The organism is Lentzea flaviverrucosa, from assembly GCF_003350445.1.
Classification (GTDB): domain Bacteria; phylum Actinomycetota; class Actinomycetes; order Mycobacteriales; family Pseudonocardiaceae; genus Lentzea; species Lentzea californiensis.
On the sequence record NZ_QQAU01000001.1, the window covers coordinates 1 to 25229 of the forward strand.

General features: G+C 70.5%; 25 protein-coding genes and 3 pseudogenes. 6 read left to right on the forward strand and 22 right to left on the reverse strand.

Annotated features, from left to right (window positions below; translation table 11 throughout):
- From DFR72_RS00005 to DFR72_RS44810, 3 genes and pseudogenes are all read right to left on the reverse strand, one after another.
- A pseudogene (locus DFR72_RS00005) lies at positions 1 to 263 on the reverse strand (fasciclin domain-containing protein); the annotation flags it as partial.
- Positions 264 to 471: 208 nt separating this feature from the next.
- A complete protein-coding gene (locus DFR72_RS00010) occupies positions 472 to 1113 on the reverse strand; it encodes a response regulator (protein WP_090073086.1) in 642 nt (213 codons plus the stop codon).
- A gap of 165 nt (positions 1114 to 1278) precedes the next feature.
- Entirely contained in the window at positions 1279 to 1569 is a 291-nt protein-coding gene (locus DFR72_RS44810) for a lipocalin family protein (RefSeq protein WP_143087000.1), read from the reverse strand.
- 33 nt (positions 1570 to 1602) lie between these two features.
- On the opposite strand from DFR72_RS44810, the gene DFR72_RS00020 reads away from it, so the two are divergent.
- Positions 1603 to 1950: a hypothetical protein gene (locus DFR72_RS00020; RefSeq protein WP_090073155.1), complete on the forward strand. Its 348-nt coding sequence runs from the start codon at positions 1603 to 1605 to the stop codon at positions 1948 to 1950.
- A 174-nt stretch (positions 1951 to 2124) separates the two neighbouring features.
- Here the strand turns inward: DFR72_RS00020 and DFR72_RS00025 are convergent, their stop codons facing one another.
- Positions 2125 to 2988, reverse strand: coding sequence for a peptidase inhibitor family I36 protein (locus DFR72_RS00025; protein WP_090073153.1), 864 nt, complete (start codon positions 2986 to 2988; stop codon positions 2125 to 2127).
- A gap of 235 nt (positions 2989 to 3223) precedes the next feature.
- Between DFR72_RS00025 and DFR72_RS00030 the strand changes: the two genes are divergently transcribed.
- Positions 3224 to 3505 (forward strand): hypothetical protein, encoded by a 282-nt coding sequence (locus tag DFR72_RS00030; RefSeq protein ID WP_090073082.1) that lies wholly within the window; start codon positions 3224 to 3226, stop codon positions 3503 to 3505.
- 75 nt (positions 3506 to 3580) lie between these two features.
- Here the strand turns inward: DFR72_RS00030 and DFR72_RS00035 are convergent, their stop codons facing one another.
- The 7 genes from DFR72_RS00035 to DFR72_RS00065 all read right to left on the reverse strand — a co-directional run bounded on the left by DFR72_RS00035 (position 3581) and on the right by DFR72_RS00065 (position 10644).
- Positions 3581 to 5518 (reverse strand): glycoside hydrolase family 44 protein, encoded by a 1938-nt coding sequence (locus DFR72_RS00035; RefSeq protein WP_245982377.1) that lies wholly within the window; start codon positions 5516 to 5518, stop codon positions 3581 to 3583.
- A gap of 214 nt (positions 5519 to 5732) precedes the next feature.
- Entirely contained in the window at positions 5733 to 6662 is a 930-nt protein-coding gene (locus DFR72_RS00040; protein ID WP_090073080.1) for a PDR/VanB family oxidoreductase, read from the reverse strand.
- Positions 6659 to 6817 (reverse strand): hypothetical protein, encoded by a 159-nt coding sequence (locus tag DFR72_RS00045; protein ID WP_090073078.1) that lies wholly within the window; start codon positions 6815 to 6817, stop codon positions 6659 to 6661. The genes DFR72_RS00040 and DFR72_RS00045 overlap by 4 nt, the downstream gene beginning before the upstream one ends.
- Positions 6814 to 7848 carry an aromatic ring-hydroxylating oxygenase subunit alpha gene (locus DFR72_RS00050; RefSeq protein ID WP_090073076.1) on the reverse strand — a complete coding sequence of 345 codons (1035 nt, stop codon included), beginning with the start codon at positions 7846 to 7848 and terminating at the stop codon, positions 6814 to 6816. The genes DFR72_RS00045 and DFR72_RS00050 overlap by 4 nt, the downstream gene beginning before the upstream one ends.
- Before the next feature lie 89 nt (positions 7849 to 7937).
- Positions 7938 to 8705 (reverse strand): IclR family transcriptional regulator, encoded by a 768-nt coding sequence (locus tag DFR72_RS00055; protein WP_090073074.1) that lies wholly within the window; start codon positions 8703 to 8705, stop codon positions 7938 to 7940.
- Positions 8706 to 8890: 185 nt separating this feature from the next.
- Positions 8891 to 9529: a response regulator gene (locus tag DFR72_RS00060; protein WP_090073069.1), complete on the reverse strand. Its 639-nt coding sequence runs from the start codon at positions 9527 to 9529 to the stop codon at positions 8891 to 8893.
- On the reverse strand, positions 9526 to 10644 hold the full coding sequence (locus tag DFR72_RS00065) for a sensor histidine kinase (RefSeq protein ID WP_245982378.1): 1119 nt from the start codon (positions 10642 to 10644) through the stop codon (positions 9526 to 9528). Before DFR72_RS00065 ends, DFR72_RS00060 begins: the two co-directional genes overlap by 4 nt.
- Positions 10645 to 10691: 47 nt before the next feature.
- Between DFR72_RS00065 and DFR72_RS00070 the strand changes: the two are divergent.
- Together DFR72_RS00070 and DFR72_RS00075 are read left to right on the forward strand one after the other, a co-directional pair.
- Positions 10692 to 11132 (forward strand): annotated as a pseudogene (locus DFR72_RS00070) (FtsX-like permease family protein); the annotation flags it as partial.
- Entirely contained in the window at positions 11129 to 11830 is a 702-nt protein-coding gene (locus tag DFR72_RS00075) for an ABC transporter ATP-binding protein (protein ID WP_090073065.1), read from the forward strand. The pseudogene DFR72_RS00070 and the gene DFR72_RS00075, both read left to right, overlap by 4 nt.
- Here DFR72_RS00075 and DFR72_RS00080 read toward each other — a convergent pair.
- Positions 11811 to 12368 carry a cellulose binding domain-containing protein gene (locus tag DFR72_RS00080; protein ID WP_090073063.1) on the reverse strand — a complete coding sequence of 186 codons (558 nt, stop codon included), beginning with the start codon at positions 12366 to 12368 and terminating at the stop codon, positions 11811 to 11813. The two genes, DFR72_RS00075 and DFR72_RS00080, sit on opposite strands and share 20 nt — an antisense overlap.
- A 104-nt stretch (positions 12369 to 12472) precedes the next feature.
- Positions 12473 to 12715 (reverse strand): annotated as a pseudogene (locus DFR72_RS46615) (phosphoketolase family protein); the annotation flags it as partial.
- Positions 12716 to 13194: 479 nt separating this feature from the next.
- Between DFR72_RS46615 and DFR72_RS00090 the strand changes: the two are divergent.
- Both DFR72_RS00090 and DFR72_RS00095 read left to right on the forward strand, forming a co-directional pair.
- Entirely contained in the window at positions 13195 to 13968 is a 774-nt protein-coding gene (locus DFR72_RS00090) for a calcium-binding protein (RefSeq protein ID WP_114773563.1), read from the forward strand.
- Positions 13969 to 14026: 58 nt separating this feature from the next.
- A complete protein-coding gene (locus tag DFR72_RS00095; protein WP_090073059.1) occupies positions 14027 to 14908 on the forward strand; it encodes a hypothetical protein in 882 nt (293 codons plus the stop codon).
- A 49-nt stretch (positions 14909 to 14957) separates the two neighbouring features.
- Here DFR72_RS00095 and DFR72_RS00100 read toward each other — a convergent pair whose 3' ends face one another.
- From DFR72_RS00100 to DFR72_RS00140, 9 genes are read right to left on the reverse strand one after another with little or no spacing between them, the layout of a single operon-like run.
- A complete protein-coding gene (locus DFR72_RS00100; RefSeq protein ID WP_090073057.1) occupies positions 14958 to 16415 on the reverse strand; it encodes a class I adenylate-forming enzyme family protein in 1458 nt (485 codons plus the stop codon).
- A complete protein-coding gene (locus tag DFR72_RS00105; RefSeq protein ID WP_090073054.1) occupies positions 16412 to 17779 on the reverse strand; it encodes a CoA transferase in 1368 nt (455 codons plus the stop codon). The genes DFR72_RS00100 and DFR72_RS00105 overlap by 4 nt, the downstream gene beginning before the upstream one ends.
- Complete coding sequence (locus tag DFR72_RS00110; protein WP_211335246.1) at positions 17776 to 18558, reverse strand: class I SAM-dependent methyltransferase; 783 nt, start codon at positions 18556 to 18558, stop codon at positions 17776 to 17778. Before DFR72_RS00110 ends, DFR72_RS00105 begins: the two co-directional genes overlap by 4 nt.
- Positions 18549 to 20024 carry a class I adenylate-forming enzyme family protein gene (locus DFR72_RS46130; protein ID WP_090073049.1) on the reverse strand — a complete coding sequence of 492 codons (1476 nt, stop codon included), beginning with the start codon at positions 20022 to 20024 and terminating at the stop codon, positions 18549 to 18551. The genes DFR72_RS00110 and DFR72_RS46130 overlap by 10 nt, the downstream gene beginning before the upstream one ends.
- Before the next feature lie 11 nt (positions 20025 to 20035).
- Complete coding sequence (locus DFR72_RS00120; protein WP_090073047.1) at positions 20036 to 21301, reverse strand: NAD(P)/FAD-dependent oxidoreductase; 1266 nt, start codon at positions 21299 to 21301, stop codon at positions 20036 to 20038.
- The gene (locus tag DFR72_RS00125; RefSeq protein ID WP_090073045.1) at positions 21298 to 22230 is read right to left on the reverse strand and encodes a UbiA family prenyltransferase; all 933 of its coding nucleotides are present in this window, start codon (positions 22228 to 22230) and stop codon (positions 21298 to 21300) included. The genes DFR72_RS00120 and DFR72_RS00125 overlap by 4 nt, the downstream gene beginning before the upstream one ends.
- Positions 22227 to 22871 (reverse strand): class I SAM-dependent methyltransferase, encoded by a 645-nt coding sequence (locus tag DFR72_RS00130; RefSeq protein ID WP_245982379.1) that lies wholly within the window; start codon positions 22869 to 22871, stop codon positions 22227 to 22229. The genes DFR72_RS00125 and DFR72_RS00130 overlap by 4 nt, the downstream gene beginning before the upstream one ends.
- Entirely contained in the window at positions 22871 to 23989 is a 1119-nt protein-coding gene (locus DFR72_RS00135; RefSeq protein WP_090073043.1) for a DegT/DnrJ/EryC1/StrS family aminotransferase, read from the reverse strand. Before DFR72_RS00135 ends, DFR72_RS00130 begins: the two co-directional genes overlap by 1 nt.
- The gene (locus DFR72_RS00140) at positions 23986 to 25194 is read right to left on the reverse strand and encodes a DegT/DnrJ/EryC1/StrS family aminotransferase (protein WP_425459863.1); all 1209 of its coding nucleotides are present in this window, start codon (positions 25192 to 25194) and stop codon (positions 23986 to 23988) included. Before DFR72_RS00140 ends, DFR72_RS00135 begins: the two co-directional genes overlap by 4 nt.
- Positions 25195 to 25229: the final 35 nt, after the last annotated feature.

A 25229-nucleotide genomic window follows, 5' to 3' on the forward strand; every position in this document is an offset into this window, starting at 1 on the left:
GCGACGGCGACCGGGTCAGCGGCCATGCCGCTCACGGAACCCGCACCGGACGGGACCTGCTTCGCGTAGTCGGCACAGCCAGGACCGACGAGGTTCGCGGCCGGGTCAGCCATCGCGGCCGACGACGGCGCGGACGAGGTGGCGGAGGTCGGGGCGGTGCTGGAGCTGCTGGCGGCCATGTCGCCCGAGCCGCACGCTGCGCCGAACAGGGCGAGCGAGGCGGCGCCGATGGCCAGGACAGTGTTGCGGACGGTCTTGTTCATGACGAGACATCTCCATGTGGTGAGCGGATCAGGTGTTGCTCGTGATTCGCCACCCCTCGGGGAACGGATGGGTCTGGTTATCGACCTGTTACCAACCAGACCGCGACTCGCACGTGACCAGGGCAAACGATCGACCGGCAGCCCACAGTCCACAGTCGACGATCAACTTGGGGCACTCCCCCACACATCAGGCACTTCCGCCCTACGGTCACAGCAGCCCGGCTGAGTGGGCGAGGACCGCGAGCCGCACCCGGTTGTCCGCGCCCGTCTTCGTCATGAGCGCGGCGACGTGTGTCTTCACCGTCGTCACGCCCACGTGCAGCCGTTCGGCGATGTCGTGGTTGCCGAGGCCCTCGGCCAGGAGCACGAGCACGTCCAGTTCGCGCGGCGTCAGGCCGTGCAGCGCGTTCGGCGGCTCCGGTCCGATCTCCTCCCGGACCACCCTGCTCACCAGCCGCCGCAGGACACCGGGGCTGAAGGGCTGCTCACCGGTGTCGGCCCGCCGGATCGCCGCCAGCAGTTCTTCCGGGGTGGAGTCCTTCACGAGGAACCCGTGCGCGCCGGCCGCCAGCGCGGGGTACAGGTGATCGTCGTCGTCGAAGGTGGTGAGCGCGACGACGCGTGCCTCGGGGTTGTCGGTGAGGATCTTCCGGGTCGCCGCGATGCCGTCGACGACGGGCATGCGCAGGTCCATCAGGACCACGTCGGGCCGGCACCGCGCCGCTTCGCGCACGGCCTGCGCGCCGTCGGCCGCCTCGCCGACGATCTGCACGTCCGGTGCGCTCTCGCAGAGCATCCGCAGACCGGCGCGCACGAGTTGCTGGTCGTCTGCGATGAGGAGGCGGATCATGCGGGCTGCTCCTGCAGGGGCACGCGGGCTCGCACGGACCACCTGGCGCGGGAGTGCACGGCATGAGCGGATACCACGCCGCCGAGCGCGCTTTACGCCACCTGAAGCGATGACCGGCGAAATGCCGCGCCTTCTCCTGGATCTGGCCAGTGCCAAGGCACCTCGTCACCCGGCAGGGCACAGGGGAACGGACGACGGGGCACCGCCGTCCTGCGCAGTGACCTTGAAGTCGCAGAGGTCGTAACCGTTGCGCAGCAACGCGGTGGCCATACCGGCGATGTCCTTCTTGGACGGAGAAGCGGTACGCGCCAGCACGAACCCCGACATGCGGTCCGGGGCACCCACGTCCGACCGCGCCGCTCGCGCACCCTGCGCGGCGACAGTCCCGAGCCCTTCTGCGACGGATGCGGATGCGTGGCCGAGGTCGTGCGAGCACGCGGATCTGTCGTTCCGCACCTGTCCCGAGCGGAGCCCGCTAGGGTGGCCCGCGTGGGCGTCTCCCTCTACTACACAGCTCGCCGCGCGGCCCCGCTGACCGGCGCCGAGCTCACGGTGATCGGCCAGGTCGTCGACACCTGCAACGAGAACGCGCCGTTCTCCCGGGACGAAGAGGGGCTGTACCTGTACGACCGGCTGGAACCGGGAACGGTGCTCGACGGGTCGACCAAGCTGCCCGCCGCGGATGACCGGGCGGTCCCGTCGCTGGTGCACTGGCTGGCCGCGGTCACCGCACTGCGCAACGCGGTGCCGGACGCGGACTGGACCTTCACCCTCGACGACTACGAGATCGAGTGGGACGACCACACCGGTTACCACCTGCCCGGCCTCGCCGACTGATACGCGACGGCCGGCGATTCCAGGTCGCGTCATCTACCAGCCGCACGTAGAGGTCCGATCAAGACCTCGACGAACGCCTTCGGGTGGGCGGCGAAGCTACCGCAGCTTCGCCGCCCACCCGGTCAGATCACGAGGCCTCGCAGACGAACCAGGCCAGTCAGCGTGCCGTGCCGGTCAGTCGCCGTGGGGGTTCTGGATCGACACGTGGACGTGGTCGTAGTGACCGCCGGTCACACCGGACCCGCCGGTGTACGTGCGCCACCCCTCGGACGCGCGGGCGACGCTCCAGATCTTGCCCTGCCAGATCACGTACCGGACATCGAGCGCGGCGGCGTACTTCTGCAGCCAGTACGACAGCTTCCAGCCCTGAGCCTTCTGCGCCTCGGACGGGTAGGAGCCGATCGCGTTCGAGATCGTGCAGTCGAGCGCGTTGCCGGTGTTGTGGTTGCTCGTCGAGGGCTGGCCGGGGCGGTAGGCGCCCACCCAGCAGTGCTTCTCACCGGTCAGGCGCGCGATCTGGTCGTCGACGAACTGGGTGCGGGCCGTCGCGCTGGGCGCCCGGCTGGTCGCCGACGGGTGCGGGTTGTTCGGCGGTGCCGCGTAGGTGGCGCCGCCCCCGCCGCCGCCCCCGTTGTCGTTGAGCCGGTGGGAGGCGTTCTCGTTCTTGAGGCTTGCGTTCAGGTTGACCTTGCCGCCTGCCGCGACGGTCTGCTTGGAACCGCCGTACTCGCTGTTGTAGTACACCGTGACCGGACTGCTGGTGCGGTTCCAGGCAGCGGCGGCCTGGTTCTTCACGCACAAGCCCTTGCCGGCGCCCGCGCTCTTGAAGTCGTAGCAGCTCGGCTGGTCGTCGCCGTAGTCGGGAATCGACGTGGCGAAATCGGACAGCGAGCCCTGGTGGTTGCTGTTGTAGTACAGGCAGAACTCGCCTGCCTCGCAGACCCCGTTGCGGGCCGTCGCCGCGGACGCCGTGGCCGCGCCGAAGGACACGCTGATCAGCGCACCCATCAACGCCGCGACGGTGATTCTCTGGAACATCCTCACGAGATCTCCTGTTCCTCGGTCGGACCTGCGCTTTCGGGGCAGGCATGACCAACGTTGACCTCGGTGCGGCCCAGATCTCGCCCAGATTCCATGTCGTACAGAATTTGTCTGCGACGTCGGGCAGGCAGGTGCGGATCTGGCGCAGTTTCCCCGCGCGGAATCAGCGACGGGAATCTTCGTTCCTGCCTTCTCGCTCCTGAACGTCGGCGGCGATCTCTTGGCTGCGCGCGTGAAGCGACTCGTCGTGGTGTCCCTGTGCCTGCTCGCCGCCGTACCGCTGAGCAGGCGGGCGTTCGTGTACGCCCTGCGCCGCGGCGTGGACGCTCCGACCCTGCGCAGTGCGTCGTCACGGGACCTGGCACGGATCGGTGTGGAGAACGGCCTGGTCAACGAGCAGAGCGCCGCCAACGTCAAGCTCGGGACCTTCACCGTGAGCGGTGACACCGCGTCGGCCGAGGTGCTCGAGGGAGGCGCGAAGGTCGCCGGGCTGCACCAGCCGGTCGGGAGCTGATCCACCACGCCGGCCGGACCACCGCCGTGACCGTGATGTGGACGTACCAGCCCATGCCGGCCCGACGCCCTCTGCTCAGGTAGGGGTGCAGGTCAACGTCGGCGTCGCCGCTCTGCCGGTGGCCTGGAACCCGAAGGTCCTGCTGCCGCCCGCGTCGATCGAGCCGTTCCACCCCGCATCCGCCGCGACCACGCGGGTGGCGTCCTGGTTCAGGGCGGTGTTCCACGAGTTGGTGACCTGCTGGCCGGCCGGCCACGTCCAGCTGACCCGCCACCCGGTCGTCGCCGTGCGGCGTTCGTTGGTGACCGTCACCGTCGCGACGTGGGCCGTGCCCCAGTCTCCGTTGACGTGCAGGCTCGCCGAGCACCCGGCCGGCGGCAGGACCAGCAGCGTGATGGAGTTCGCCGGGTACGTCGCGTCGACGCTGCCGTCGTTCACCGGGAGGTCGCCGCGCGCGATGGCGCCCAGGTCGGCCGGGCTGTAGGTGAACCGCTGCGCCGTACCGGTGCCGTCGAACCCGGCCACCGACAGGGGTGAGGTCAGGTCGCCGCCGGTCTTGTTGACGACCATGACGGTCACCGCGCTGTCGGACGAGCGCTGCGCCGCGTACACCGCCAGCCGGTCCTGGTCGGCGGAGGTCGCCGACACGCTCACGTCGCCGAACCGGCTGCCCGCGCCGTCGTAGTTCCGGTACATCCGGAACGCGAACGCGCCCGGATCGGTCGGCTTGGGCTCACCCCACATCGTGGCGAGGTCGAGGCCTTCACGTCCGAAGATGCCCAGGACGTCGGCCTGTGCCAGCGCGCCGTTGATGTCGTCCAGCGCGCCCCAGTTGTACTCGGTGATGGCGGTCTTGGTGCCGGGGTTGTACTGGGCGATCCACGACTTCATCGTGCGGATGAACTGCAGCGGCGGCGCGTTGACCCCGCCGGGGCCGATCCAGGACTCCTCGACGTAGGTCGGGTCCCACAACGATCGGGTCGACCGCAGCCGCAACGCGTTGGCCGCGGGATCCTTGCCACCGCTGATCTGCGGGTAGAAGTGCTGGTCGAAGTAGTCGAGGAAGCGCGTGCCCCCGTGGGCGTCGCTGAAGTCCTTCATGTTCTTCAGGTACCACTGGGAGAGGTTGAGCCCGCCGTGCGCGGCCGAGTCGGCGCCCGGCCCGCAGCCGTCCAGCCCGGACGCGACCCACTCGCAGTACCCCCAGCCGGACGGGCCGAGGACCTGGGCGCTCGGGTCCGCGGCCTTGATCGCCGCGGCGGTCGCCGTGCCCTTGCCGCCCAGCTCGTCGTACGTGACCAGCTCGGGGTGCACGTCGCGATGCGTGTGGGCCCACAGCACGGGCTCGTTGTCGAGCTCGTAGATCGGGACACCACCCTGCGCCGCCGTTCCGAACCTGTCCACCAGGTGCGACACCATCTCGCCGGCGAACGCCGCGCCGGCCCTCACCGAGGTGTCCTCCGGCACGCCGGCGAGGTTCTTCCCGTCGAGCTGACCGTTGCCGCAGTTCGGGTCCCACTCGTCGAACCCGTCCTGCTCCGGGAACCGCGACGCCGGGAACCCGCAGTGGAACGGATGCGACGACGGTGAGTCCTTGGCCACCCAGCCGGACATGGGCACGGTGACGACCGGCTTGATGCCGCGGTCGAGGTTCGACCCGACCATCCACTCGACGGTGTGCTGCTCGTCGGCGACGATGTTCTCGAAGAACCAGTCACTGCCGGTGTTGTACGTGCGGTTCTTGAAGTTGTAGCGGCTCGACGCGTTGCCGCCCCAGCGCGCCACCGACTGGCCGATCTCGGCGTTGAACGCCGGATCGCCGCCGTTCAGGCCGTAGATGCCGGGACTGATCGCATGCCGGGAGGCGGACACGTCCACCGACAGCGCGGGCCCGGCGGCCGCCGCCGCGGCGCTCGTGGCCGTCTGGACGGTGAACGTCGCCGCGACCAGGGACGCCGCCGCACCCGCGGCAACGATCGATCGCGGTTTCCGCAGTCGCCGATCACCTGCCACGAAGTCCTCCCCCAGACCCAGCGAATCACATTCGTTCACCGCTGACACTGGCGAGAGGGCCGACACCAGTCAAGCCATGCCGGCATATTCGATCAATTCGACTCGAACAACCGAAACGCTCGCCAGAAATCGGCGTTCACCTGGTTCAAGAAGCTCAGATGAATCGGCATGGATTCCAAGTCACCCCGTACGACTGGGACATGTTCACCCGACTTCAGAGGTCCAGCACCAGGCGGGGTGAACGGGACCGGGACACGCAGATCATCATCACGTCGCCCACCGCCCGTTCCTGGTCGGTGAGCACGGAGTCGCGATGATCGGGTGTCCCGGCGAGCACGGTCGTCTCGCAGGTGCCGCAGGTGCCTTCCTGACAGGACGACAGCACGGCCACGCCCGCTCGTTCGACGACCTCGAGGACGGACTGCCCGGCCGGCACCCGCAGCACCGCACCGGTCTGCGCCAGCTCGACCTCGAAGTCGTGCCGAGGTCCCTGTGCCCCATCGGTCCTCGGGGTGAACCGTTCGACGTGGAGTGCGCCTTCCGGCCAGTCCGCACAGTGCTGCTCGACGGCGGTCAGCAGGCCTTCCGGACCGCAGCAGTAGACGGCGGTGTACTCGTCCGGCTCGCCGAGCACCCCCCGGAGGTCCAGCAGGCCGTGCTCGTCCTCGGGACGGATCTCGACCTGGCCGAGGTGCTCGAGCTCGTCGTGGAACGCCATGGAGGACCGCGTTCTGCCGCCGTAGAGCAACCTCCAGTCGTGACCTGCCGTCTCGGCCTCGGCGATCATCGGCAGGATCGGGGTGATGCCGATGCCGCCGGCGATGAACAGGTAGCGCTTCGCCTCGACGAGCTCGAAGTGGTTGCGCGGCCCGCGCACCTCGATTTGCTGCCCCACGGCGAGAATGTCGTGCACATGCTGTGAGCCGCCGCGCCCGTCCGGTTCACGGAGGACGGCGACCCGCATGATCGAGGTGTCGCCGGGGTCGCCGCACAGCGAGTACTGGCGCACCAGGCCCTCGGCGAGCACGAGGTCGACGTGGGCACCCGGTGTCCAGCCCGGCAGCGGGTCGCCGTCCGGATGCCGCAGCGTCAGGAGCACCACACCGTCGGCGATCGGTTCCCTGTCGTCCAGCAGGAGCTTCATGACGTGTGCCCGTCGGGATGATCGAGCAGCCACGCCCACAGCTCGACGGGGTCTTCGAACTCGCGCTCGGCGGCGCAGTGGCACACCGCGCGGAGCCGGTCCGTGCCCAGGACCCAGTGGACGCGGACCACGCGGTCGCCGGTGAGCGCGTTCATGCCTTCTCGCACAAGCGCTTGAGCATCCGCCGTGCGGCGAGCCCACCGGTGTCGATGTTGATCGACAGCTCCTGGTAGCCGTCCGGCTCCTTCGCGATGACCTGCTCCAGCACGTTCAACGCCACGACGTCCTGCAGGACGACGGTGCGGTTGTTCTCGGCGAGGAACGCGGAAACCTCCTCGTCTCCGAGTGCGAAGTCCCGTGCCACGCACCAGAAGTCGTGCGTCGAGTTCTCGGTCTCCGGCGTGATCGCGTACACGACCTCGACGTGGAACGCGTCCGGGTCGGTGCCATCCGGGTGGGGCACGGACCCGACCGGCGCGATGCGACTGTGCAGTTTGTACAGGCACGGTGGCGTGTACTCGATGTCCTGCCACCGCGCGATCCTGCCCTGCAGGCCGGTGGACTTGGCGTAGAACGGCGGGCATTCCGCGTCGTCCATGTGCCGCGACACGTAGACGACGCCGGCGTCCTCGTCGACCTCGGTCGTGATCGGGGTGGAGGCGACCTCCGGTGTGCCGATGTAGCCGCCGTGCAGGTAGGTCTCGTGCGAGAGGTCCAGCAGGTTGTCGACGAGCAGCTCGTACCGGGCGTTCAACGGTTCCATGCCGGCGACGGTCGTGTAGTCCGGCGAGACGAGCCACGGCGCCCGCGGGATCCGCGACGCGTCGGCGTTCGCCGGGTCGCCGATGAAGACCCACACGAACGAGTCCTGCTCGACGACGGGGTAGGGCAGAAGCCGTGCGGTGCGCGGGATGCGGGTCTGGCCTGGCACGGCGACGCACTTGCCGCCCGCGTCGTAGGTGAAGCCGTGGTACCCGCAGACCACCTGGTCGTCGACGAGCCGGGAGGGCTTTTGCGACAGTGGGAAACGTCGGTGCACACAGCGGTCCGGCATGGCCGTCACCGCGCCGTCGCGGGTGCGCCAGAACAGGATCGGCTCGCCGCAGATGGTGCGGGTGAACAGGTCGTGCTCGATCTCGGAACCGTAAGCCGCGACGTACCACTGGTCGCGCGGGAAGCCGGTCATCGACGCTCCTCATCCGTGGTGGGAGACCACAGAGTGGCGGAGGCCACAGCCCGTGCCGTAGAGCACTTTCCGGAAAATGGAAGTCGATCTCAGTTCGACAGTGCGCGGGAGATCGCCTGGGCGCTGGTGCGCACGAGCCGTGCCAGCGCCTGCGGAGTGGTACTCCCGTGCCGCACGACCAGCGACACCGCGGCGACGACCTCGCCCTGCCGGTCACGGATCGGTGCGCCGACCGACAGCGCGTCCATCGTGACCTGGCGGTCGCTGATCGAGAAGCCGTTCGACCGGACGTCGGCGAGCATCCGGCGCAACCGCGCCGGATCGGTGACGGTCTTGGCGGTGTACCGGGCGACCGGTGCGTTCAGCACTTCCTCCTGCACCTCGACGGGGGCGTGCGCGAGCAGGACCAGGCCGACACCGGTGACGGTGAGCGCGAACCGGTCGCCGACGCGGGTCAGCACCGGCACCGCGTCGGAACTCGCGATCCGTTCGACGAAGACGACCTCCGTGCCCTCCCTGACGGCGAGCTGCACGTTCTCCCTGGTGATGCGGGAGAGGTCCTCGAGGAACGGCAACGCGGCCTCGCGCAGCCCGGGACCACGCGGCGCGAGCGAGCCGAGTTCCCACAGCCGCAGCCCGATCCGGTACAACCCGTCCGTGCCTCGTTCGACGGCGCCCCACGCGCAGAGCTCCTGCATCAGCCGGTGCGTGGTCGACAACGGCATGCCCGCACGCCGGGCGAGATCGCTCAACGTCAGCTCGCGGCGCTCGGCGTCGAACGCGTCGAGGAGCCGCAACGCACGGCCGATCACCGGCCCGGTGGGTCCCGCGGGCCTGCCCCTTCTCGACACGCTCATCCCGCCATCTTCCCCGGCGCCACCCAGTGGCCACTACTTCCGTTGCGGATGCACGTCACGACCACGAGCCCGTGCCGTCCGGGCAGGACCTGGTCAGGTCCACTTCGGACAACCTGCCGCGGGTTCGCGCTCGTCGGGTCCGGCACGGGGCGACGGACGGGCGCGGAAGCCGGCCTCGCTGAGCATCACCGCCGGCGGATCAGGCCGATGTCGGTCGCGGTCGCGACGGCGGCGGTGCGCGAGTCGACGCCGAGTTTGGTGTAGGAGCGGGCGAGGTGCGACTTCACGGTGCCTTCGGTGAGGTGCAGTCGCGCCGCGATGGCCCGGTTGGACAACCCGTCGGCGACCAGGACGAGCACTTCGACCTCCCGCCGCGTCAACGCGGCACCGGGCACGCGCATCCGGTTCAGGAGCCGGTCGGCGACGGTGGGAGCCAGGGTGGTCCGCCCCGCCGCGGCGGTGCGGACCGCGGCGGCCAGGTCGTCGGGAGGGGCGTCCTTGAGGAGGTACCCGGTGGCGCCGGACTCGATGGCGGGCAGCGTGTCGGCATCGGTGTCGTAGGTGGTGACGATGAGGACGCGGGGTGCGCCGGGACGAGCGGTGATCGCGGCGGTCGCCTCGGCTCCGGTCATTCCCGGGCCGAACCGCAGGTCCATCAGGACGACGTCGATGTCGCCCTCGGCGGCGCGTGCCACCGCGGCTTCGGCGGTCGCGGCCTCGGCGACCACGACGAGACCGGGTTCGGTCTCCAGCACGGCCCGCAGACCCGCGCGCACCACGGGATGGTCGTCGGCCAGGAGCAGCCGGATCGGGGTGCCGGTCATGGCAGGGCCTCCGACCGCGTGCCTGTGGATCGCGGCAGCGGAAGCCGGGCGGCCAGAGCGGTGCCGTGGCCTGGGGCAGACTCCACGGTGAGGGAGCCGCCCAGCGCACGGGCGCGAGTGCGCATGGCCGCCAGGCCGAAGCCTCCCTCGCCGGGATCGGAAGCGGGAGGACTTGCGGGGTCGAAGCCGGTTCCGTCGTCCACGACGCCCAGCGCGACCTCGTCGCCGAGGTGGCTCAGGGTGATCTCGACGGTGGTGGCGTCCGCGTGGCGGACGGTGTTCGCGATGGCCGCCTGGGCGATGCGCAGCAGGGCGACCTCGTGTGCCGTCGGCAGCGGGACCGGATCGCAGGTGAGGTGGAACCGCGCGGTGATCTGGTGGTGAGCACAGGTCGTGGCGCACAAGCGTTCCAGGGCGTCCGCCAGCGTGGTGTCGTCGAGGGCGGGCGGGGTGAGGGCGGCGACGAAACGACGTGCTTCGGCGAGGTTGTCCGCTGCGGCCTGGCGGGCTTGACCCACGTAGCGGGCGGCGTTGCCCGAGGTGTCGGGCAGCACCCGTTCGGTGGCGCGCAGCAGCAGCTGGATGCTGGACAGCCCCTGGGCGAGCGTGTCGTGTATCTCGTGGGCCAGGCGTTCGCGTTCAGCCAGCACCCCGGCGGTGTGCTGGGCTCGGGCCAGGTCGGCGCGGGTCGCGGTGAGCTCCTCGATCAGGCGCCTGCGTTGCTCGCTCTCGCGGTAGAGCGCCTGATAGCCCCGGACCACGGCGACCGCGACGGCGGCGCCGAGCACCGGGCCGATCGCCGCGACCGGGCTGAAGACGCCCTGGTGCGCGGCGAAGGCGGTGGCCGCGGCCAGCGCCGTGGCGATCACCGCGATCAGTCCCGCACGGCGTGGCAGCAGGTGGAGCTGGAGGAAGTACAGGGGAAAGGCCACCCACACGCCGTCGGCGGTCAGCAGCACCAGGACCAGCCACGCGGCGCTGACGGCGCCCAGCCAGCCCGCGGCAACGAGCCGGGACGAGCGGACGCGGGGTAGCACCGGTCCCGCCGCGTACACCGCCCCGCAGACCACCGCGACCGCGACGACCGCGGAGGCCTGCGGCAGTCCCCCTGCCACGGCCCGTGCCACCGCCAGGACGAGCAGGGCGGCGAACAGGAGGTGCAGGCACCAGGACGGTCTCCACGGACGACTCGCTGTCCGCGATCGGCTCCTACGCCTCCGAGAACGGCTCCCTGCAGCTGGTGCGCGGCTTCCTGTTCGCCATTTCCGCCCTGGTCATCGGCGCGTTCTTCACCGTGTGGACCATCCAGCGCAGCGGTGACGTCGCCGTCCTCAAGGCACTCGGCGCCACCACGGCCGGGTTGCTCAAGGACGCGCTGGGCCAGGCCGTCGTCCTGCTCGCCGGCGGATCCCTCGTCGGAACCGGGCTCGCCGCGGGCGTCGGTGCCGCCCTCGCCGGCTCCGCCGTTCCGTTCGTGCTCACCCCCGCCACCGTGCTGGTTCCGGCCGCGGTGATGGTCCTGCTCGGCGCGCTGGGAGCCGCGCTCGCGATCCGCCGCATCACCTCCGTCGACCCGCTGACCGCGCTGGGGAGCACCCGATGAGCCTCACCCTGACCGGCGTCACGCTCACCTACCCCGACGGCGGCTCCCGCCTCACCGCGCTCGACCAGGTCACCCTGGACGTCCCCCGAGGAAGCCTGACCGCCGTGGTCGGCCCCTCCGGCTCCGGCAAGTCCAGCCTGCTCGCGGTCGCCGCCACCCTCGTCAGCCCCGACGCGGGCACGGTCACCGTCGACGGCACCACGACCACCGGCATGACCCGCGGCGAGCTCACCGACCTGCGCCGGCGCAAGATCGGCATCGTGTTCCAGCACCCCAGCCTGCTGCCCGCCCTCTCCGCCCGCGAACAGCTCCAGGTCATGGCCTGGATCGACGGCCGCTCTCCTGCCAGGGCCCGCGCCCGCGCGATGGAGTTGCTCGACGCTGTCGGCCTCGCACCGGAGGCGGAACGCCGACCGCACCAGCTCTCCGGCGGCCAGCGCCAGCGCGTGAACATCGCCCGCGCCCTGATGAACGACCCCACCGTCCTGCTGGTCGACGAACCCACCAGCGCCCTCGACCACGAACGGGGAGCCGCCGTCGTCGGCCTCCTCACCCGTCTCACCCGCCTGCAGGGCACCGCCACCGTCCTGGTCACCCACGACCGCGGCCACCTCACCGGCGCCGACCAGATCGCCGAGGTCCACGACGGCCGCCTGCGCTCCGGCACCCGCCGGGAACTCAGGCAGGCGTGCACGTGATCGACACGATGCCGGGCGAAACACCACTGCCGACCACGTCGAAGCTGGTGGACCCGCCCGGTTCGAGCACGCCTTCCCGCGCGGGGCCCACCACGCGGACCGACGAGCCCGACTGGGTCACCTGACCCGCGGACGTCCTCTCCACGTGCTGGCCGCCGGGGAACGTCCAGTCGAGGGTCCAGCCCTGGACCGGCGAGTCCCCCACGTTGGTCACCTCCACGACCGCGCGGAACCCTCCGGTCCAGGCCTCCTCCACCGACAGGGCGGCGAAACACGGCGCGGGAGCGGCCGTCCCCAGTGCCCTCCTGGGCTTCTGGTCGTCCACGGAGATGGAGAGGTTCTCGATGGCATTGCCCGCGCCTCCACGCCACAGGTTGAACCCCGCCTCGACGGCGATCAGGTACCAGTCCGGCGAGACCAGGCCTCGTCCGACGGAGTCCCCGGTGAACGCGCTGATGTCGAGGTCCTCGACGGCGGTGGTCTCGCCGACGCGCTCGTAGGTGATCCGCACACGGCCCTGGTCACGTGCCGGCCACACGTTCCACTTGCCGGATCACCACCTCGGCACCGTCCGGCGTGCCGTCGGCGACGGGTCCGCTGTGGAACCCCACCACGTAGGCGGCGTTGAAGACTCCGGCGTCGACCGTGACCAGGACCGGTCACGCACAGCGCGTTGAGGTCGCGGGCGTTGATCACCCGGTTCGTGTGCGCGTACAACAGGTTCAGCCCAGGGGTGGTCCTCCCGTGCCCGAGCAGCCGCGGGTTGACGTGTTCAGCGCGCAGCGGTTCGCGCGGCAACGGGTTGTCCAGCGGGTGGATCTGGCCGACCGACAGGTAGTTCGTGTCATGAGCGTGACTCCTCGTCGGGCGGTAGCTTGCGTCCACTGTGGATGGTCGTTGCCGAACCACCGAGGACAGCGCCGGTCCAGCTTCCAGCGCGAAATGTTTTACGGGCGCCGGGACCCGCCTCTCGATGAGGCAGGGGAACCTCGCATGCCACAAACATGATTACCAGAAGCGACAAGTGGGAATCCATGAAGGCCCGATCACAGCATTTCCCCAGTTGTTGACACGACCCATGAGACAACACAGATTCTAAGCCATATAGCTTTGAAAGGGCCATTTGGGGGACTGCGGTACCGGCCAGCTCGAACAAAGAGTAGATTTCGTGTCGTTACCCCGGACCTCGGTGACGTGACGTGTTCCGCGATGATCACGGACACACAAAACGAACCGAGGTTTTTTCACGCAAAAATCGCCGAAGCCCGTTTAGGCAGGGCCTCTCGCGCACCTCTCGCGCATTCTTTTCCGCTGGCGCGTCCGTGCCGTGCGGCTATGACACCTTGTGCTCAGGAAATGAAGGCATGAAAATTCAGCAGAGTCAGTTCCGCCGGGCGATCGTCGCCGCGGTGGCCGGAGTTCTCGCGGTCCCGGCCCTGTGGGTGGTCGCCCCGCTGACCGCCCAGGCCGCCATCAACTGCGTCGTGAGCGCCGGCGTGACCCAGACCGACACCGTCGTGACCGGAAGCCCCGGCAACGACACGATCGACTGCGGCGGCACGGATCCCGCCAAGACGATCAACGGCAACGGCGGCAACGACACCATCACCGGCTCCGATCTAGACGACACGATCAACGGCGGCGACGGCAACGACACCATCACCGGCGGCACCGGCAACGACAACCTCACCGGCGGCCTGGGCATCGACACGATCTCCGGCAGCGCCGGCACCGACACCCTCGTCGGCCCGTCCATCGACGGCAGCCAGGACAGCCTCGACGGTGGCCTCGGCGTCGACACCTGCCAGGGCCCCGCACCGGACCCCGACATCCACGCCAGCTGTGAGAACACGAGCACCCCGCCGGTGACGGGCCCCGGCTCGGGCACGGGAAACGCGACCGCACTGTGCACCGCGACCGGCGGCGTGCTCACCCTCACCGTCAGCCCGGTGGGATATGTCTGCGTGTTCAACCCCCTCAGCCCAGCGAACCGCCGCGTCCAGGAGGCCCGCGGCATCTGCACCGGAGCCGGCGGAACGTTCGTGAGCCTGCTCCCGCTGAGCTACGCCTGCCTCCTGCCGAGCACCACGTCCAGCACCGGGATGAGCGAATCGGATCGTGACAACAGCTCCTCGTAGCCGTCCGGCAACCGCCCGATCGGGAACGTTCCGCCCACTCGACGGGATAGCGTGAGCCGTGCCCGACGACCTCGACTACTCCCCGCTCACCGCCCCGGTCGACCCGGCCGCGGCATTGGCGCACGCGAAGGCGAACGGCGACCGCCCGGCTCGCGACGTGGCTTGCTGCGCGTTCTTGTTCGCCCTGATCGCCGCCGCCTTCTTCGGTTTCCTGAGCGTCCCGCTCAGCATGTACCTCGCCGACACCTGTCCGGACGGCGGCGTGGGCGTGCGGCTCCTCGGGCTGCTGCCGCTGGCAATCGGTCTCGGGCTGGTCGTCCCGGTCGTCGTCCTGAGCCGCAAGAGCGGCCGGAAGGAACGGGCCGGCCACTACCGCATCATGCAGTTCGCCGCCCGGAACGGCATGGGCTACCGGATGAAGGTCGAGGCCCCGGAGCACCCCTCCGGGGTCTTCGACGTCGGCGCCGACCGCTGCGCCCTCGACGTCGTCAGCTTCGAAAGGCCACGTCCGATGGAAATCGGCGAGTACGGCTACGTGGTCGGCTACAAGAACACGAAGGCCTACCGCTGGGGCTACGCAACCGCACTTCTCGACGCCGACCTCCCTCACCTGCTGCTGAACTCGCGGGCGAAAGGCATGGACAGCCTGAGCCAGTCCGGCAAGGACACCTTCGGACATCCCGACCTGCACGGCCCCGGGACCGAAGCCTTCAGGGTCTCCGGGCCGTTCGGCAGGGCCCAGGAAATCCAGACCCTGCTGGACCGCACCCTCTTCTCTCCCGACCTCCTGGCCCGGTACGCCGAACGCCCGGTCCACGTCGAACTCGTCGGGAATCGCCTGTACTTCTTCTCCCCCAAGCCGCTGTCCACCACCGACCCGGACACCTGGCGCTGGCTCCTCGCCCTGCTCACCGACACCGCGGAGCGCCTGGAATCCTGAGCCCGGCCCGCCAAGGCTGGACCGAGGCCGCCAGGCCCGTGCGAAGCAGTCATGCGGTTGCTCCGCATCGATCGGCGGCGACCCGCGCCACGGTGCGGTGGCAGATCTTGCCGGTGCGGCCGACCGGCAGGCCGGGCACGGTGAGCAGGAACTCGGGCAGTTTGGCCTTCGCCAGTCCCCGCGCGGACAGGAACGCGGTGAGGCCGGGGAGGTCGAGGTTCTGTCCATCGTGGATGGTCACGACCGCGCAGAGCCGTTCGCCCATCTCGGTGTCCGGCACCGGCACGCAGGCGACCTCGCCGACCGACGGGTGCCCGCCGATCGCCAGCTCCACCTCGGCGGGACTGATCGTGTAGCCGCCGCGGATCACCACGCGCTTCGCCCTGCCGGTGACGTGCAGCCGGCCCGCGCCGTCGAAGTGGCCGCGGTCGCCCGTGCGCACCCAGCCGCCGTCGAGCCGGTGACGGGCCTCCAGCTCGGGCGCGCCGACGTAGCACAGCGGCGTCATCGGGCCCCGCGCGCAGATCTCGCCGTCGACGGTCCGGATGTCGCACACCGCGGGGTCCGGGACGCCCGCGCCGTTCTCCGGTGTCGTCGTGTGGCAGTTCACCCCGTCCGACGAGCCGTAGACGGTGATCACGTCGACGCCGAACCGTGCGCGGCACGCGGCCAGCGTCGCGGCCGGCAGCACATCGCCGCTCGACACCAGCGCGACGAGGCCGGAGAGGTCGAGTTCGGCGGGGTGATCGGCCAGCCGGCGCCACATCGTCGGGACCGCGAACACGTGCGTCGGGCGGTGCTCGGCCATCAGCCGCATAGCGGTGTCCGGCGCGAACCGCCGGGTGAGGATCAGCGTGCCGCCCAGGCAGCACAGCGTGATCGGCACGCCGAAAGAGCCGAACGACGAGGTGAGCGAGACGAGCACCAGGTCGCGGGGCGCAGGATGGCCGCCGTGCAGGGCTCGCACGTAGTTGGCCCGCCCACCGGCGAACGCGTTGTGCGAGTACGCGACCATCTTCGGTTCGGCCTCCGAGCCGGACGACAGCAGGATCTTCGCCGGCGCCTCCGGATGGGGGCGTGCGTGCTTCGCGGCGCCCGGCCTCCCCTTTCCGCTCACGACCCCGCCGGTGATCAGCGCACTCGCGCCGGCGCGGGAGAGCGACGTGCCGGCGCCCGCGGGCAGCGGTAGCACCACCGCGCCGACGGCGAGCACTGCCAGTTCGGCGACGACGGCGGCACGTCCGTCGGGTTCCTGCACGCCGATGATGTCGGTGGTGCCGTACGGCAGCCGTGCGGCGAGCGCCTGAACGAGCAGGTCCAGTTCGGCGTAGGAGAGCTCGCCCTCGTCGTCGACCAGCGCTGTGCGGTCCGGGTGTTCCCGGACCCGGTCGCGGAACAGCGAGTGCAGGTCGCGGTCCGGGCAGTGCCCCTGGGCGACCCAGTCGCGGCGCAGCCGGGCGGGGACCAGGTCGCGCAGGACCGTCCCGGTGGCGGACACCCACGTCATGACGTGAACTCCCAAGGCGAGGAGACCAGGACGCAGTCGTCCCGGACGAGGACACGGGCGAAGCGGGGATCTGCGGCGAGTGCCGTCAGGTCGTCGCACACCGGCACGGTCAGCGGTTCGGCGCATCGGCGCCGCGGCCAGGCGTTCATCCTGCTGGCCGCGGACAACAGCGACGAGTTCACCCGCGTGGCGCCGCGGGTCAGCGCGGCCACAATGCCGTGCGCACTCACCACTCCCCCGAACACGTCGACGATCGTCATCAGCGAGGACGGAACCCCGCTGTGGGCCTGCACGACGAAGTCCGTGCCCAGTGGCGGGTTCGGGCCCAGCTCGGCACCCCAGCCCGACGCGTGCGCGTACACGATCCCCGGCCGCGCCCTGGCGAGATCGTCGGGCCGCAACGACCACTGCTCCGCCTTGCCCGGCGCCCAGTTGTGCAGGAAGACGTCCGCGGTCGTCGCGAGGTCGAGTGCCTCCTCGCGCCCACCGGGAGTGCCCAGGTCGATCTCGACCACGTCCTTTCCCCGGTTGAGCGCGTGGAACCGGGCTGACGTGTCACCGGCCATCGGCGGCACCCAGCGTGACGGGTCACCGCCTGGCGGCTCGATCCGCAGCACGGTCGCGCCGAGAAGCCGCAGCAGGTGTCCGGCCAGTGGTCCCTGCACGCGGCGGCACGACTCGAGCACCACCAGCCCGGACAACGGCAGCAGCTCGACCGGCCGTCCACGCCGGTGACCGTCGCTCGCGCCGCTCAGCACGAAGGCGGGCAGGTGCTCCACCGGCTGGTCCGACACCCGCACCAGTGTCATGCCGGCACTTCCAGCGACATCGGTGATCCACGCCATCGGGTGCGCGGCGAGCACCTCGGCCAGCAGGGGCAGCGGACAAGTCGCCGTCGCGAACCGGTGCAGGAACGGCCGCCACCCCCGCGACACCGCGTGGTCGTCCGCGCCGAACGCGGCCCAGAACCGTTGCCACACCGATGGATCGAGCGCCTCGATCTCGAACGCGATCCCCTCGGCCGAGTGGAACGGCGGCCCGCCGGGGGAATGAGGTTCGACCGGGTCGTCCGCCGTCGCCGCCGCGAGGTACTGCCCGACGGCGAGCAGGGCGGCCTGCGCCAGCGAGGTGGACACCGAGTGCAGCGGGATTCCCCGTGCCTGGGCTAACGTCAGCGCCTGAACGCCCAGTTCCGCCAGTTCCGCCGCGACGATCGAGGCGTAGTCGAGGCCGAGCGGCGTCGGCCTGCCGAACCGGCGGCCGTGCACGTGCATGATCCCGCACGCGGCCTGCACGTCCTGTTCCCCTGCCAGCGGCAGGTCGACCGGTCCGGCCACGGACACCACGTCGAGCGAGAGCGTCACGCGGGCCGCCTTCCGTGCACCGAGTAGACGACGCAGGAGGAGGCGCGGAACCGCGGGTCCGCCATCACCGCGCGCACCCCGGTGAGTTGCTCGTCGGTCATGCCGGCCGCGATCAGCTTGTCCCGCAGGTGGTGCGTGTGGTGCACCAGCAGCCGCACCCCCGGCGATCCCGCGTGCCACGGGAACAGCGCGGGCACCGGGTCGACGTCGACGAGCCCTGCCGCCGCCATCGACGCTGCCACCCGCCTGCCCCACGTGCCATCACCGCCCGCGGCGCGGAACGTCCGCTCCTTGGCGGCGAGGAACACCTCGTAGAGCCCGGCCGCGCGTTCGTCCGGCGCGAGCAGCACCGGACCGTAGGAGATGTCGAACTCGTCGATCTGCATCCACCCGCCGGGCTTCAGCGCACGCACCAGCTTGCGCAGCACGGCCTCGCGTTGCGGGATGTGCTGCAACACCAGCCGTGCGTGGATGAGGTCGAACTCGTTGTCCGGCAACGGGTCGTGCACGACGTCGTGCTGAAGAACCGTCAGCCCGCGCACCGGTGTGACGTGCTCGGGCTTGATGTCGGTGGCGAGCACCGAACCGGCGTGGGCGGCGAGCCAGTGTGCGACGCTGCTGCCGCCGGCGCCGACCTCGAGGCAGCGCCAGCCCGGACCGACGCCGGTCTCCGCCAGCCGTGCCAGCGTGATGGGGTCGTACGCCTCGCTGAGGCACCGGTGCTGTTCGGTCGCGTGCACGCTGTGGTTGTCGAAGACGTAGGTCGTGGTCACGTCCACCTCCCTGAGCCGTTCGTCTCGGCGGCGCCCACGAGCCGCGCCAGCAGTTCGAGCCGCCGCACCTTGCCGGTCCCCGTCCGCGGCACGTCGTCCCAGCGCAGCACCACGGGTTCGGCCAACGGCGGCAGGTCGGCGACCGCGAGCCGCCATTCAACGAGGTCCAGCTCGGTGTCGGTCACCACCACGGGAATCGGTTTCTTCCCGGACGCGGCGAGCAGGACGCACTCCTGCACGTCGGGCAGCCTGTCCTCGACCGTGTCCTCCACGGCGAGACAGCTGAGTCCTGCCACCGTGTCCACTTCACGGTCCAGCAGCGTCACCACTCCGGTGCGGCTGACGACGCCGAGGTCACCGGTGTTCCACCACGGCCCGTCCGCCTTGGCGTCCCAGCGGTCCTGCTCGCCGACGTAGCCCGCGCACCGGGCGCGGGTGCGGGCGAACACGAGTCCCGCCGTGCCGCGCGGCACCGGGTCCAACGTCTGCGGGTCGACCACGCGCAGCCTCGCCATTCCCGGCATCGGTCTGCCGAGGTCGCGGGTCGTGTGCGCGGTGCTCCGGGTGAGGAACCGGAACGACAGCGGCCCGGTCTCGGTCTGCCCCCAGCCCTGCATCCACAGTGGACGGCGGCGGCGCGACGCGTGCAGCATCGTTCTGATCACCGGTGGGTGCATCGCGTCGTAGGTGCTGACGAACCGGCGTACCGCGTGGAACGGGTTGTCCGGTCCGGCGGCGAGCGGCCGCCAGCGCACGTAGGCCGACGGCAGCGCCTCCAGCACTGTCGGCGGGTGCGCGCCGAACACGCGCGCCGCCGAGGACGCGTCGCTGAGCAGCACGATCTCGCGCGGTGCGAGGCACAACGCCGACGCGGTCCAGCAGAACGTGCGGCCGTGCGCGTACGAGCTGGCGTTGCCCATCACGTCGTCGCGCCGGGTTCCGATGACGGGCCACCGCACCGACTCCGGTCGCGCGAGCCGGTCGATGATCGTCCGGGTGGTGTGCACGACGAGCTTGGGCACACCGGTGGTGCCGGAGGTGTGGTTGATGATCAACGGATCGTCGTCGCGCCTGCGGTGGGGCGAAGGCGGCCGGGAGGCGGTGAACTCGTCGATCCGCAGCACCCTCGGGGCGCTCACCTCCCCGTCGGTGACGACCAGCGCAGGATCGAGGCGCTTCACCAGGGTCTCCAGCGTGTCGCCCGGCAGGTGGCCGGACAGCAACGCGGGCACCGCGCCGAGCCGCACCACCGCGCACGCCAGCAGGTCGTAGTCCCAGTGGTTGCGCTTGACGACGGCGACCCGGTCGCCGGGCCGCACGCCCGCCTCGGACAACCAGCCCGCGGCGTCGAGCACCAGCTCGGCGAGCTGCGCGACGGTGTACGTGTCGCCCCCGCTGGGCGCGATGTCGAACGGCCGGTCCAGGCGCACGATCGTCGCCGCGCCGGAGCACTGTTCGAACAGCGTGCCCATGTCGTGTGGCTTCACACCCGCTCCTCCTTCCTGGCAAGGCGTTGCGCCGCGCGCAGTCCGGACCGCACCGCCGCTTCGCCGCACGGGCTCAGGTACACCCAGTCACCGGCGTAGTCGACGACCCCGCCCAGCCCCGCCTCGAACTCCGGACGCAACGCGAGGGCCCTCGGCGTCGCCTCGGGCAGCGCGTGCCGGAACCGCCGCACGATCGCCCTGCCGGTCGCCGTGCGCAGACCGGGCACCAGGCGTTCGGCGGCATCGGTGAGCCGCGCCGCCACCTCCGCGTCAGGTGCGCCCATCAGCTCCCCCGCGACCGACGGGTGGGCCATGACCGTGACCAGGCCCCGGTTCTCCGGCGCGCGGCCGGGGTGCTTGAGGTGGTCGAACATGATCGTGGACACCGTGCCGTGCTCGGCCGTCGGGACGAGCACCGCGTAGTCGCGACGGCCCAGCGGCCGGTCGAGCAGCAGGTGCGCCTTCACCACCGAGGAGAACGAGCACGCGTCGATGAACTCCGATCCGTGCTCCGGGTGCACGAGACGAACTATCGGCGCGCGCACGGCCAGCACGACCGAGCGTGCGCTGATCTCGTTGCCACCCAGGAAGATCCGGGCCGAGGAACCGTCGTCGACCACCCGGTCGACCGGTGCCGAGGTGGTGACGTCCACCTGCGAGGCGAGCGCACGGGCGAGCGTGTCCATGCCGTCGCGGTAGGTCCGCCAGGTCGACGCCGGACCGATCGAGGTGAGCAGCGCCAGGAACGGCGCGATGGCGGAACGTGCGGGGTCCCAGCCGAAGAATCCCGACACGACCGGCTGGCACAGGTAGTCGAGCAGGTCACCCCGGCACGCCTGCGCCACCGTGGCGTGCGACGAGTCCTCCGGGCGTTCCAGGTCGACCCGCCCGCGCAGCAACCGCAGCAGTTCCAGCCGGGCTCGCACGGGCAGACCCGCACCGCTGAACAGACCGCGTGCGCTCGCGACTCCCGGCCGTGCCCGGCCGCGCCACATCGCGATGCCCCGCCCGATCCTGGGCACCGCGCCGCGGTCGATGCCGAGCTCTCCCAGCAGTGTCCACGTCTCCGGGTAGCCCGCCTCCGGGATCTGTTCGGCGCCGGTGTCGATGAGGAAACCGTCCTCGCGCACCGTCGTCATCCGGCCGCCCACGACGTCGGCCGCCTCGAGGACCCGCACCTGTCTGCCCGAGGCCCGCAGCCGGAACGCGGTGGTCAGCCCTGCGACACCGGCGCCGATGACGGCCACGTCGAGGTCGGTCACGTGAAGACCACCAGGTTCACGACGACCAGCGCCAGCACGGTGATCCGGTGGATGCGGATGCCGAGCATCCTGGCCCGCAGGATGTCGTGCTGGGCGAAGCCGATCCACACCTGCCTCAGCCGCAGCACGATCGTCGGCAGCAACGCGAGCGGGAACCACCACGGACCGTCCAGCACGGGTACCGCCAGGATCAGCGCGAGCTCGGCCGCCGACACCGCGACGACGAAGAACATGTTGCCACGCGGTGAGGTCAGCGCCGCGACGGTCGGCCTGCCGACCGACCGGTCCCCCGCCACGTCGTTGGTGTTGGAGTACACGCCGAACAGCAGCGGCCCCAGCCCGAACAGCAGCGCCTGAGCCAGCACGAAACCGTCGATCCGTCCCGTGGCGAGGCCGTACGGCGCGAGGACCAGCGCCCAGCCGAGCCCGGCGATGAAGAACTCCTGGAAGCCGTGGTAGCTCAGCTTCACGCCCCAGGAGTACTGCAGCGAGAAGAAGTACGTGACGGCGATCAGCGCAAGAGTCCACAGTGGAGTGTGTGGTGCGATAGCGATGGCGGCGAGCCAGAGCAGCGCGCCGATCACGCCGGTCACCCAGGCGAACCGCAGCACCTGGTCCTCGGTCAGCGTGCCCGCCACCAGCGGCTTGCGGTACCGCCGGCGGGCCCGGTCGTCGGGTGAGTAGTTGGTGACGTCGCTGCCGTCCCGGTAGCCGGTGAGGTCGTCGAGCGCCACCATGGCGGCGATCACGAACACCTCGCCCAGCAGGAACACCCCGGTGGTGGTGAGCACGCCCGCGTCGAACCGCAGCGCGGGGACGAGCAACGTCCACACCACGACCACGCCGAGGTAGTAGTCGAGGATGTCGAGCTTCGCGAGCCTGAAGTAGGCGGTGCCACGCGTGCGCGTGGTCGCTGCGAACGCCGTCATCGCCGGTCCTCCAACGCGATCAGCGCGGCGAACGAGCGGTCGCCGCCGTAGGTCAGCTCATGCCGTTCGACCAGCCGGGAACCCGGCAGCAGGGCGAGGTAGTCGTCGAGGTCGCGCAGCCGCGAGTACCGGCCGACGGGGATGTCCGCGTGTTCGTACTCCACCAGCACCAGGTGCCGTGCCGCGCCCGAGATCGCGCGGCACGCCCAGGCGATCTCGTCGTCGTCCAGCACGTGCATCAGCACCCAGACGCAGACCGCGACGTCGAACCTCTTGTCCCGCCACGGAAGCCGCTGGACCGCGGCCTGCCGGAACTCGACGCCCGGCAGGTGGGCGCACGCCGCGCGGGCCAGCTCGAGCATGCGCGGAGTCATGTCGATCGCGGTGACGGCGCCGGCCTGTGCGGCGATGGCCGGGGTGATCCTGCCCATGCCGCAACCGATCTCCAACGCGGAGCGGATCGGGCCGAGCGAACGCAGGTGGTGCGTGACGAGCTGACGGGTCCGGATGGTCGTGGCCTCGGCGAGCTCGGCCGGTTGCGACGCCCGCATGACACGGGCCAGACCGGGGCGTCCGGCCCGCCTGCGCCACTCGGCCTCGATCTCGTCCGGCGCGGGGATCTGCGTTGCCTGGACCTTCATCACGACTCCTTGGCGAATCGGCACACCGCGTCCGCGATGTGCTCCACCTGCGCATCGGTCAGATGTGGGTGGACGGGGATGGCCAGCGTGCGCCGCGCGGCCAGCTCGGCGGCGGGCCAGGCACCGCCGCGGGCGTACGGGGCGAACGCGGATTGACGCGGAAGTGCCGCCGGGTAGTAGACGTGCGATCCGATGCCTTGTGCGGCAAGGTGATCGCGCAACGCGTTGCGGTATTCGGCGAGCAACGAGTAGACGTAGTAGCACCGGCCGTCGCTGGCGGGTGGCGGCGCGAGCACACCGCAGCCGGCCAGTTCGCCGAAGCGTTCGGTGTAGTACTCGCCGATGCGCGCCCGGCGTTCAAGCCGTTGGGGGAACGTGGCGAACCGGTGCAGCTGGAACGCCGCCATGATCTCGTCGAACCGGCTGTTGTAGCCGATGCGGTGGTGCACGAACCGCGTCCTGCCGTCCTGTCCGTGGTTGCGCAGCATCCGCACCGCCGTGCCGAGCCCGGGGTCCGCGGTGACGACCATGCCGCCCTCCCCCGGCATGCCGAACGTCTTGACCTGGACGAACGAGTAGACGCCCGCGTCGCCCCACATGCCGGCGGGCGTGCCGCCGAGCACACCGCCTTGCGCGACGGCGGAGTCCTCGAGCAGCCGGACGCCCGCGTCGTCGGCGATCGCGCGGATCGCGGGCATGTCGGCCATCACCGAGAACATGTGCGCGGGCATGATCACCTTGGTGCGCGGGGAGATCAGCCGTTCGATCTCGACGGGATCGGCGACCAGCGTCCACGGGTCGACGTCGGCGAAGACCGGGACCGCGCCGAGCATCGCGGGGGCGGCGGCGAGCGGCGCGCAGCCGAACGCGGGCACGATCACCTCGTCGCCGGGTCCCACGTCCATGGCACGCAGCACCAGTGACAGGGCCGCGGTGCCGCTGCTGCAGGCGATCGCGTCGGCGGCGCCCACCGAGTCTCGGATCACCTCCTCGAACCGGGCGGTGTGCGCGCCGAGGATGAACTTCTGCTCCGGCGCCAGGCCGATGCTCTCGACGATGTCCAGCAACGTGTCCTGCTCGCCGTCGAAGAGGTCGGGCGGGAAGAACGGCAGGGTCATGATCGTCCTCGGTAGAAGTCTCGAATAGAGCCGCACACCTTTTCGACATCCGTTGTCGACATGTCGGGATGGAGAGGAAGTGCGATGGTGTGCCGGCACGCCGCCTCGGCATTCGGGAAATCACCGGAACGATGTCCCAGGTCGCGGAAACAAGGCTGCAGGTGTAGAGGCACCGGGTAATAGACTTCTGTCTGCACGCCCTGCGCCGACAGGTGCGCAGCCAGGTCGTCGCGCGCTTCGACTTCGATGACGTAGACGTAGAACACGCCGCCTGGACGGGCCGCGGGCAGCTTGCGCACGCCGGGCAGCCCTGTGAGCGACTGCGTGTACTGCGCGGCGAGCTGCGCACGGCGGGCGATGTCCGCGTCCAGCCGGGTGAGCTTCGCGAGCAGCACGGCGGCCTGGATGTCGTCCATCTTGCTGTTCATGCCGGGCAGCCCGGTCTCGGTCGAGATGCCGGGGAAGTTGTCGATCGTGCGCCCGAACCGGCCGTGGTGGCGCAGCGCGTCGACCATGTCGGCGATGCGCGGATCGTTCGTGAGCACCGCGCCGGCGTCACCGATCGCACCCAGCGTCTTGGTCGGGAAGAACGACAGCACGCCGCCCGCCCCGAGCAGGCCCGCATGCGTGCCGCGGTGTCGCATCCCGATCGCCTCGGCGCTGTCCTCGACCACCGTGAGTCCGAGCCGCCAGGCGACGTCGAGCACCCTGTCGATGTCCACGAGCTGCGAGAACAGGTGCACCGGCATGACGAACCGGGTGCGATCGCCGGCGACCTCGGCCACCGAGGCGGGATCGATGCCGTACCCGTCGGGCTCGATGTCGGCGAAGACCGGCCGCCCGCCCGCGAGCACGACCGACGACGCCGACGCGACGAACGAGAAGGCGGGAACGACCACCTCGTCGCCCTGCCGCAGACCGGCCGCCCTCAGCAGCAGCACCAGGGCGTCCGTGCCGCTGTTCACCCCGACGACGAAACGGGCGCCGGTGTAGGCGGCGAGCGCGGACTCCAGTTTCGCGACCTTGTGACCGTGCGAGTACTTGCCATTCTGGATGACGTCGACAATGTGTCGCCGAGTCGTGGGCCACAGTTCTGCGAATGTGGTCGATTGTGTGTGGAAAGGGATCGACAGCGTACCCACCTCCGGGGGTGAATGACCGTTTCCGAGAGTAGGGCAGCTGATCGAGCCGGTGATCCGGTTCACTCTTCCTGGTCAAGGAGGAGTGACGGGCATTGACA

What these genes read in the sequence shown, in the direction of transcription:
- DFR72_RS00010 (WP_090073086.1), bottom strand. Translation starts at nt 1,113, where the DNA reads ATGATCCGCCTCCTCATCGCAGACGACCAGCAACTCGTGCGCGCCGGT.
- DFR72_RS00025 (WP_090073153.1), bottom strand. Translation starts at nt 2,988, where the DNA reads ATGTTCCAGAGAATCACCGTCGCGGCGTTGATGGGTGCGCTGATCAGC.
- DFR72_RS00040 (WP_090073080.1), bottom strand. Translation starts at nt 6,662, where the DNA reads ATGAAGCTCCTGCTGGACGACAGGGAACCGATCGCCGACGGTGTGGTG.
- DFR72_RS00045 (WP_090073078.1), bottom strand. Translation starts at nt 6,817, where the DNA reads ATGAACGCGCTCACCGGCGACCGCGTGGTCCGCGTCCACTGGGTCCTG.
- DFR72_RS00050 (WP_090073076.1), bottom strand. Translation starts at nt 7,848, where the DNA reads ATGACCGGCTTCCCGCGCGACCAGTGGTACGTCGCGGCTTACGGTTCC.
- DFR72_RS00055 (WP_090073074.1), bottom strand. Translation starts at nt 8,705, where the DNA reads ATGAGCGTGTCGAGAAGGGGCAGGCCCGCGGGACCCACCGGGCCGGTG.
- DFR72_RS00060 (WP_090073069.1), bottom strand. Translation starts at nt 9,529, where the DNA reads ATGACCGGCACCCCGATCCGGCTGCTCCTGGCCGACGACCATCCCGTG.
- DFR72_RS00075 (WP_090073065.1), top strand. Translation starts at nt 11,129, where the DNA reads ATGAGCCTCACCCTGACCGGCGTCACGCTCACCTACCCCGACGGCGGC.
- DFR72_RS00090 (WP_114773563.1), top strand. Translation starts at nt 13,195, where the DNA reads ATGAAAATTCAGCAGAGTCAGTTCCGCCGGGCGATCGTCGCCGCGGTG.
- DFR72_RS00100 (WP_090073057.1), bottom strand. Translation starts at nt 16,415, where the DNA reads ATGACGTGGGTGTCCGCCACCGGGACGGTCCTGCGCGACCTGGTCCCC.
- DFR72_RS46130 (WP_090073049.1), bottom strand. Translation starts at nt 20,024, where the DNA reads ATGGGCACGCTGTTCGAACAGTGCTCCGGCGCGGCGACGATCGTGCGC.
- DFR72_RS00125 (WP_090073045.1), bottom strand. Translation starts at nt 22,230, where the DNA reads ATGACGGCGTTCGCAGCGACCACGCGCACGCGTGGCACCGCCTACTTC.
- DFR72_RS00130 (WP_245982379.1), bottom strand. Translation starts at nt 22,871, where the DNA reads ATGAAGGTCCAGGCAACGCAGATCCCCGCGCCGGACGAGATCGAGGCC.
- DFR72_RS00135 (WP_090073043.1), bottom strand. Translation starts at nt 23,989, where the DNA reads ATGACCCTGCCGTTCTTCCCGCCCGACCTCTTCGACGGCGAGCAGGAC.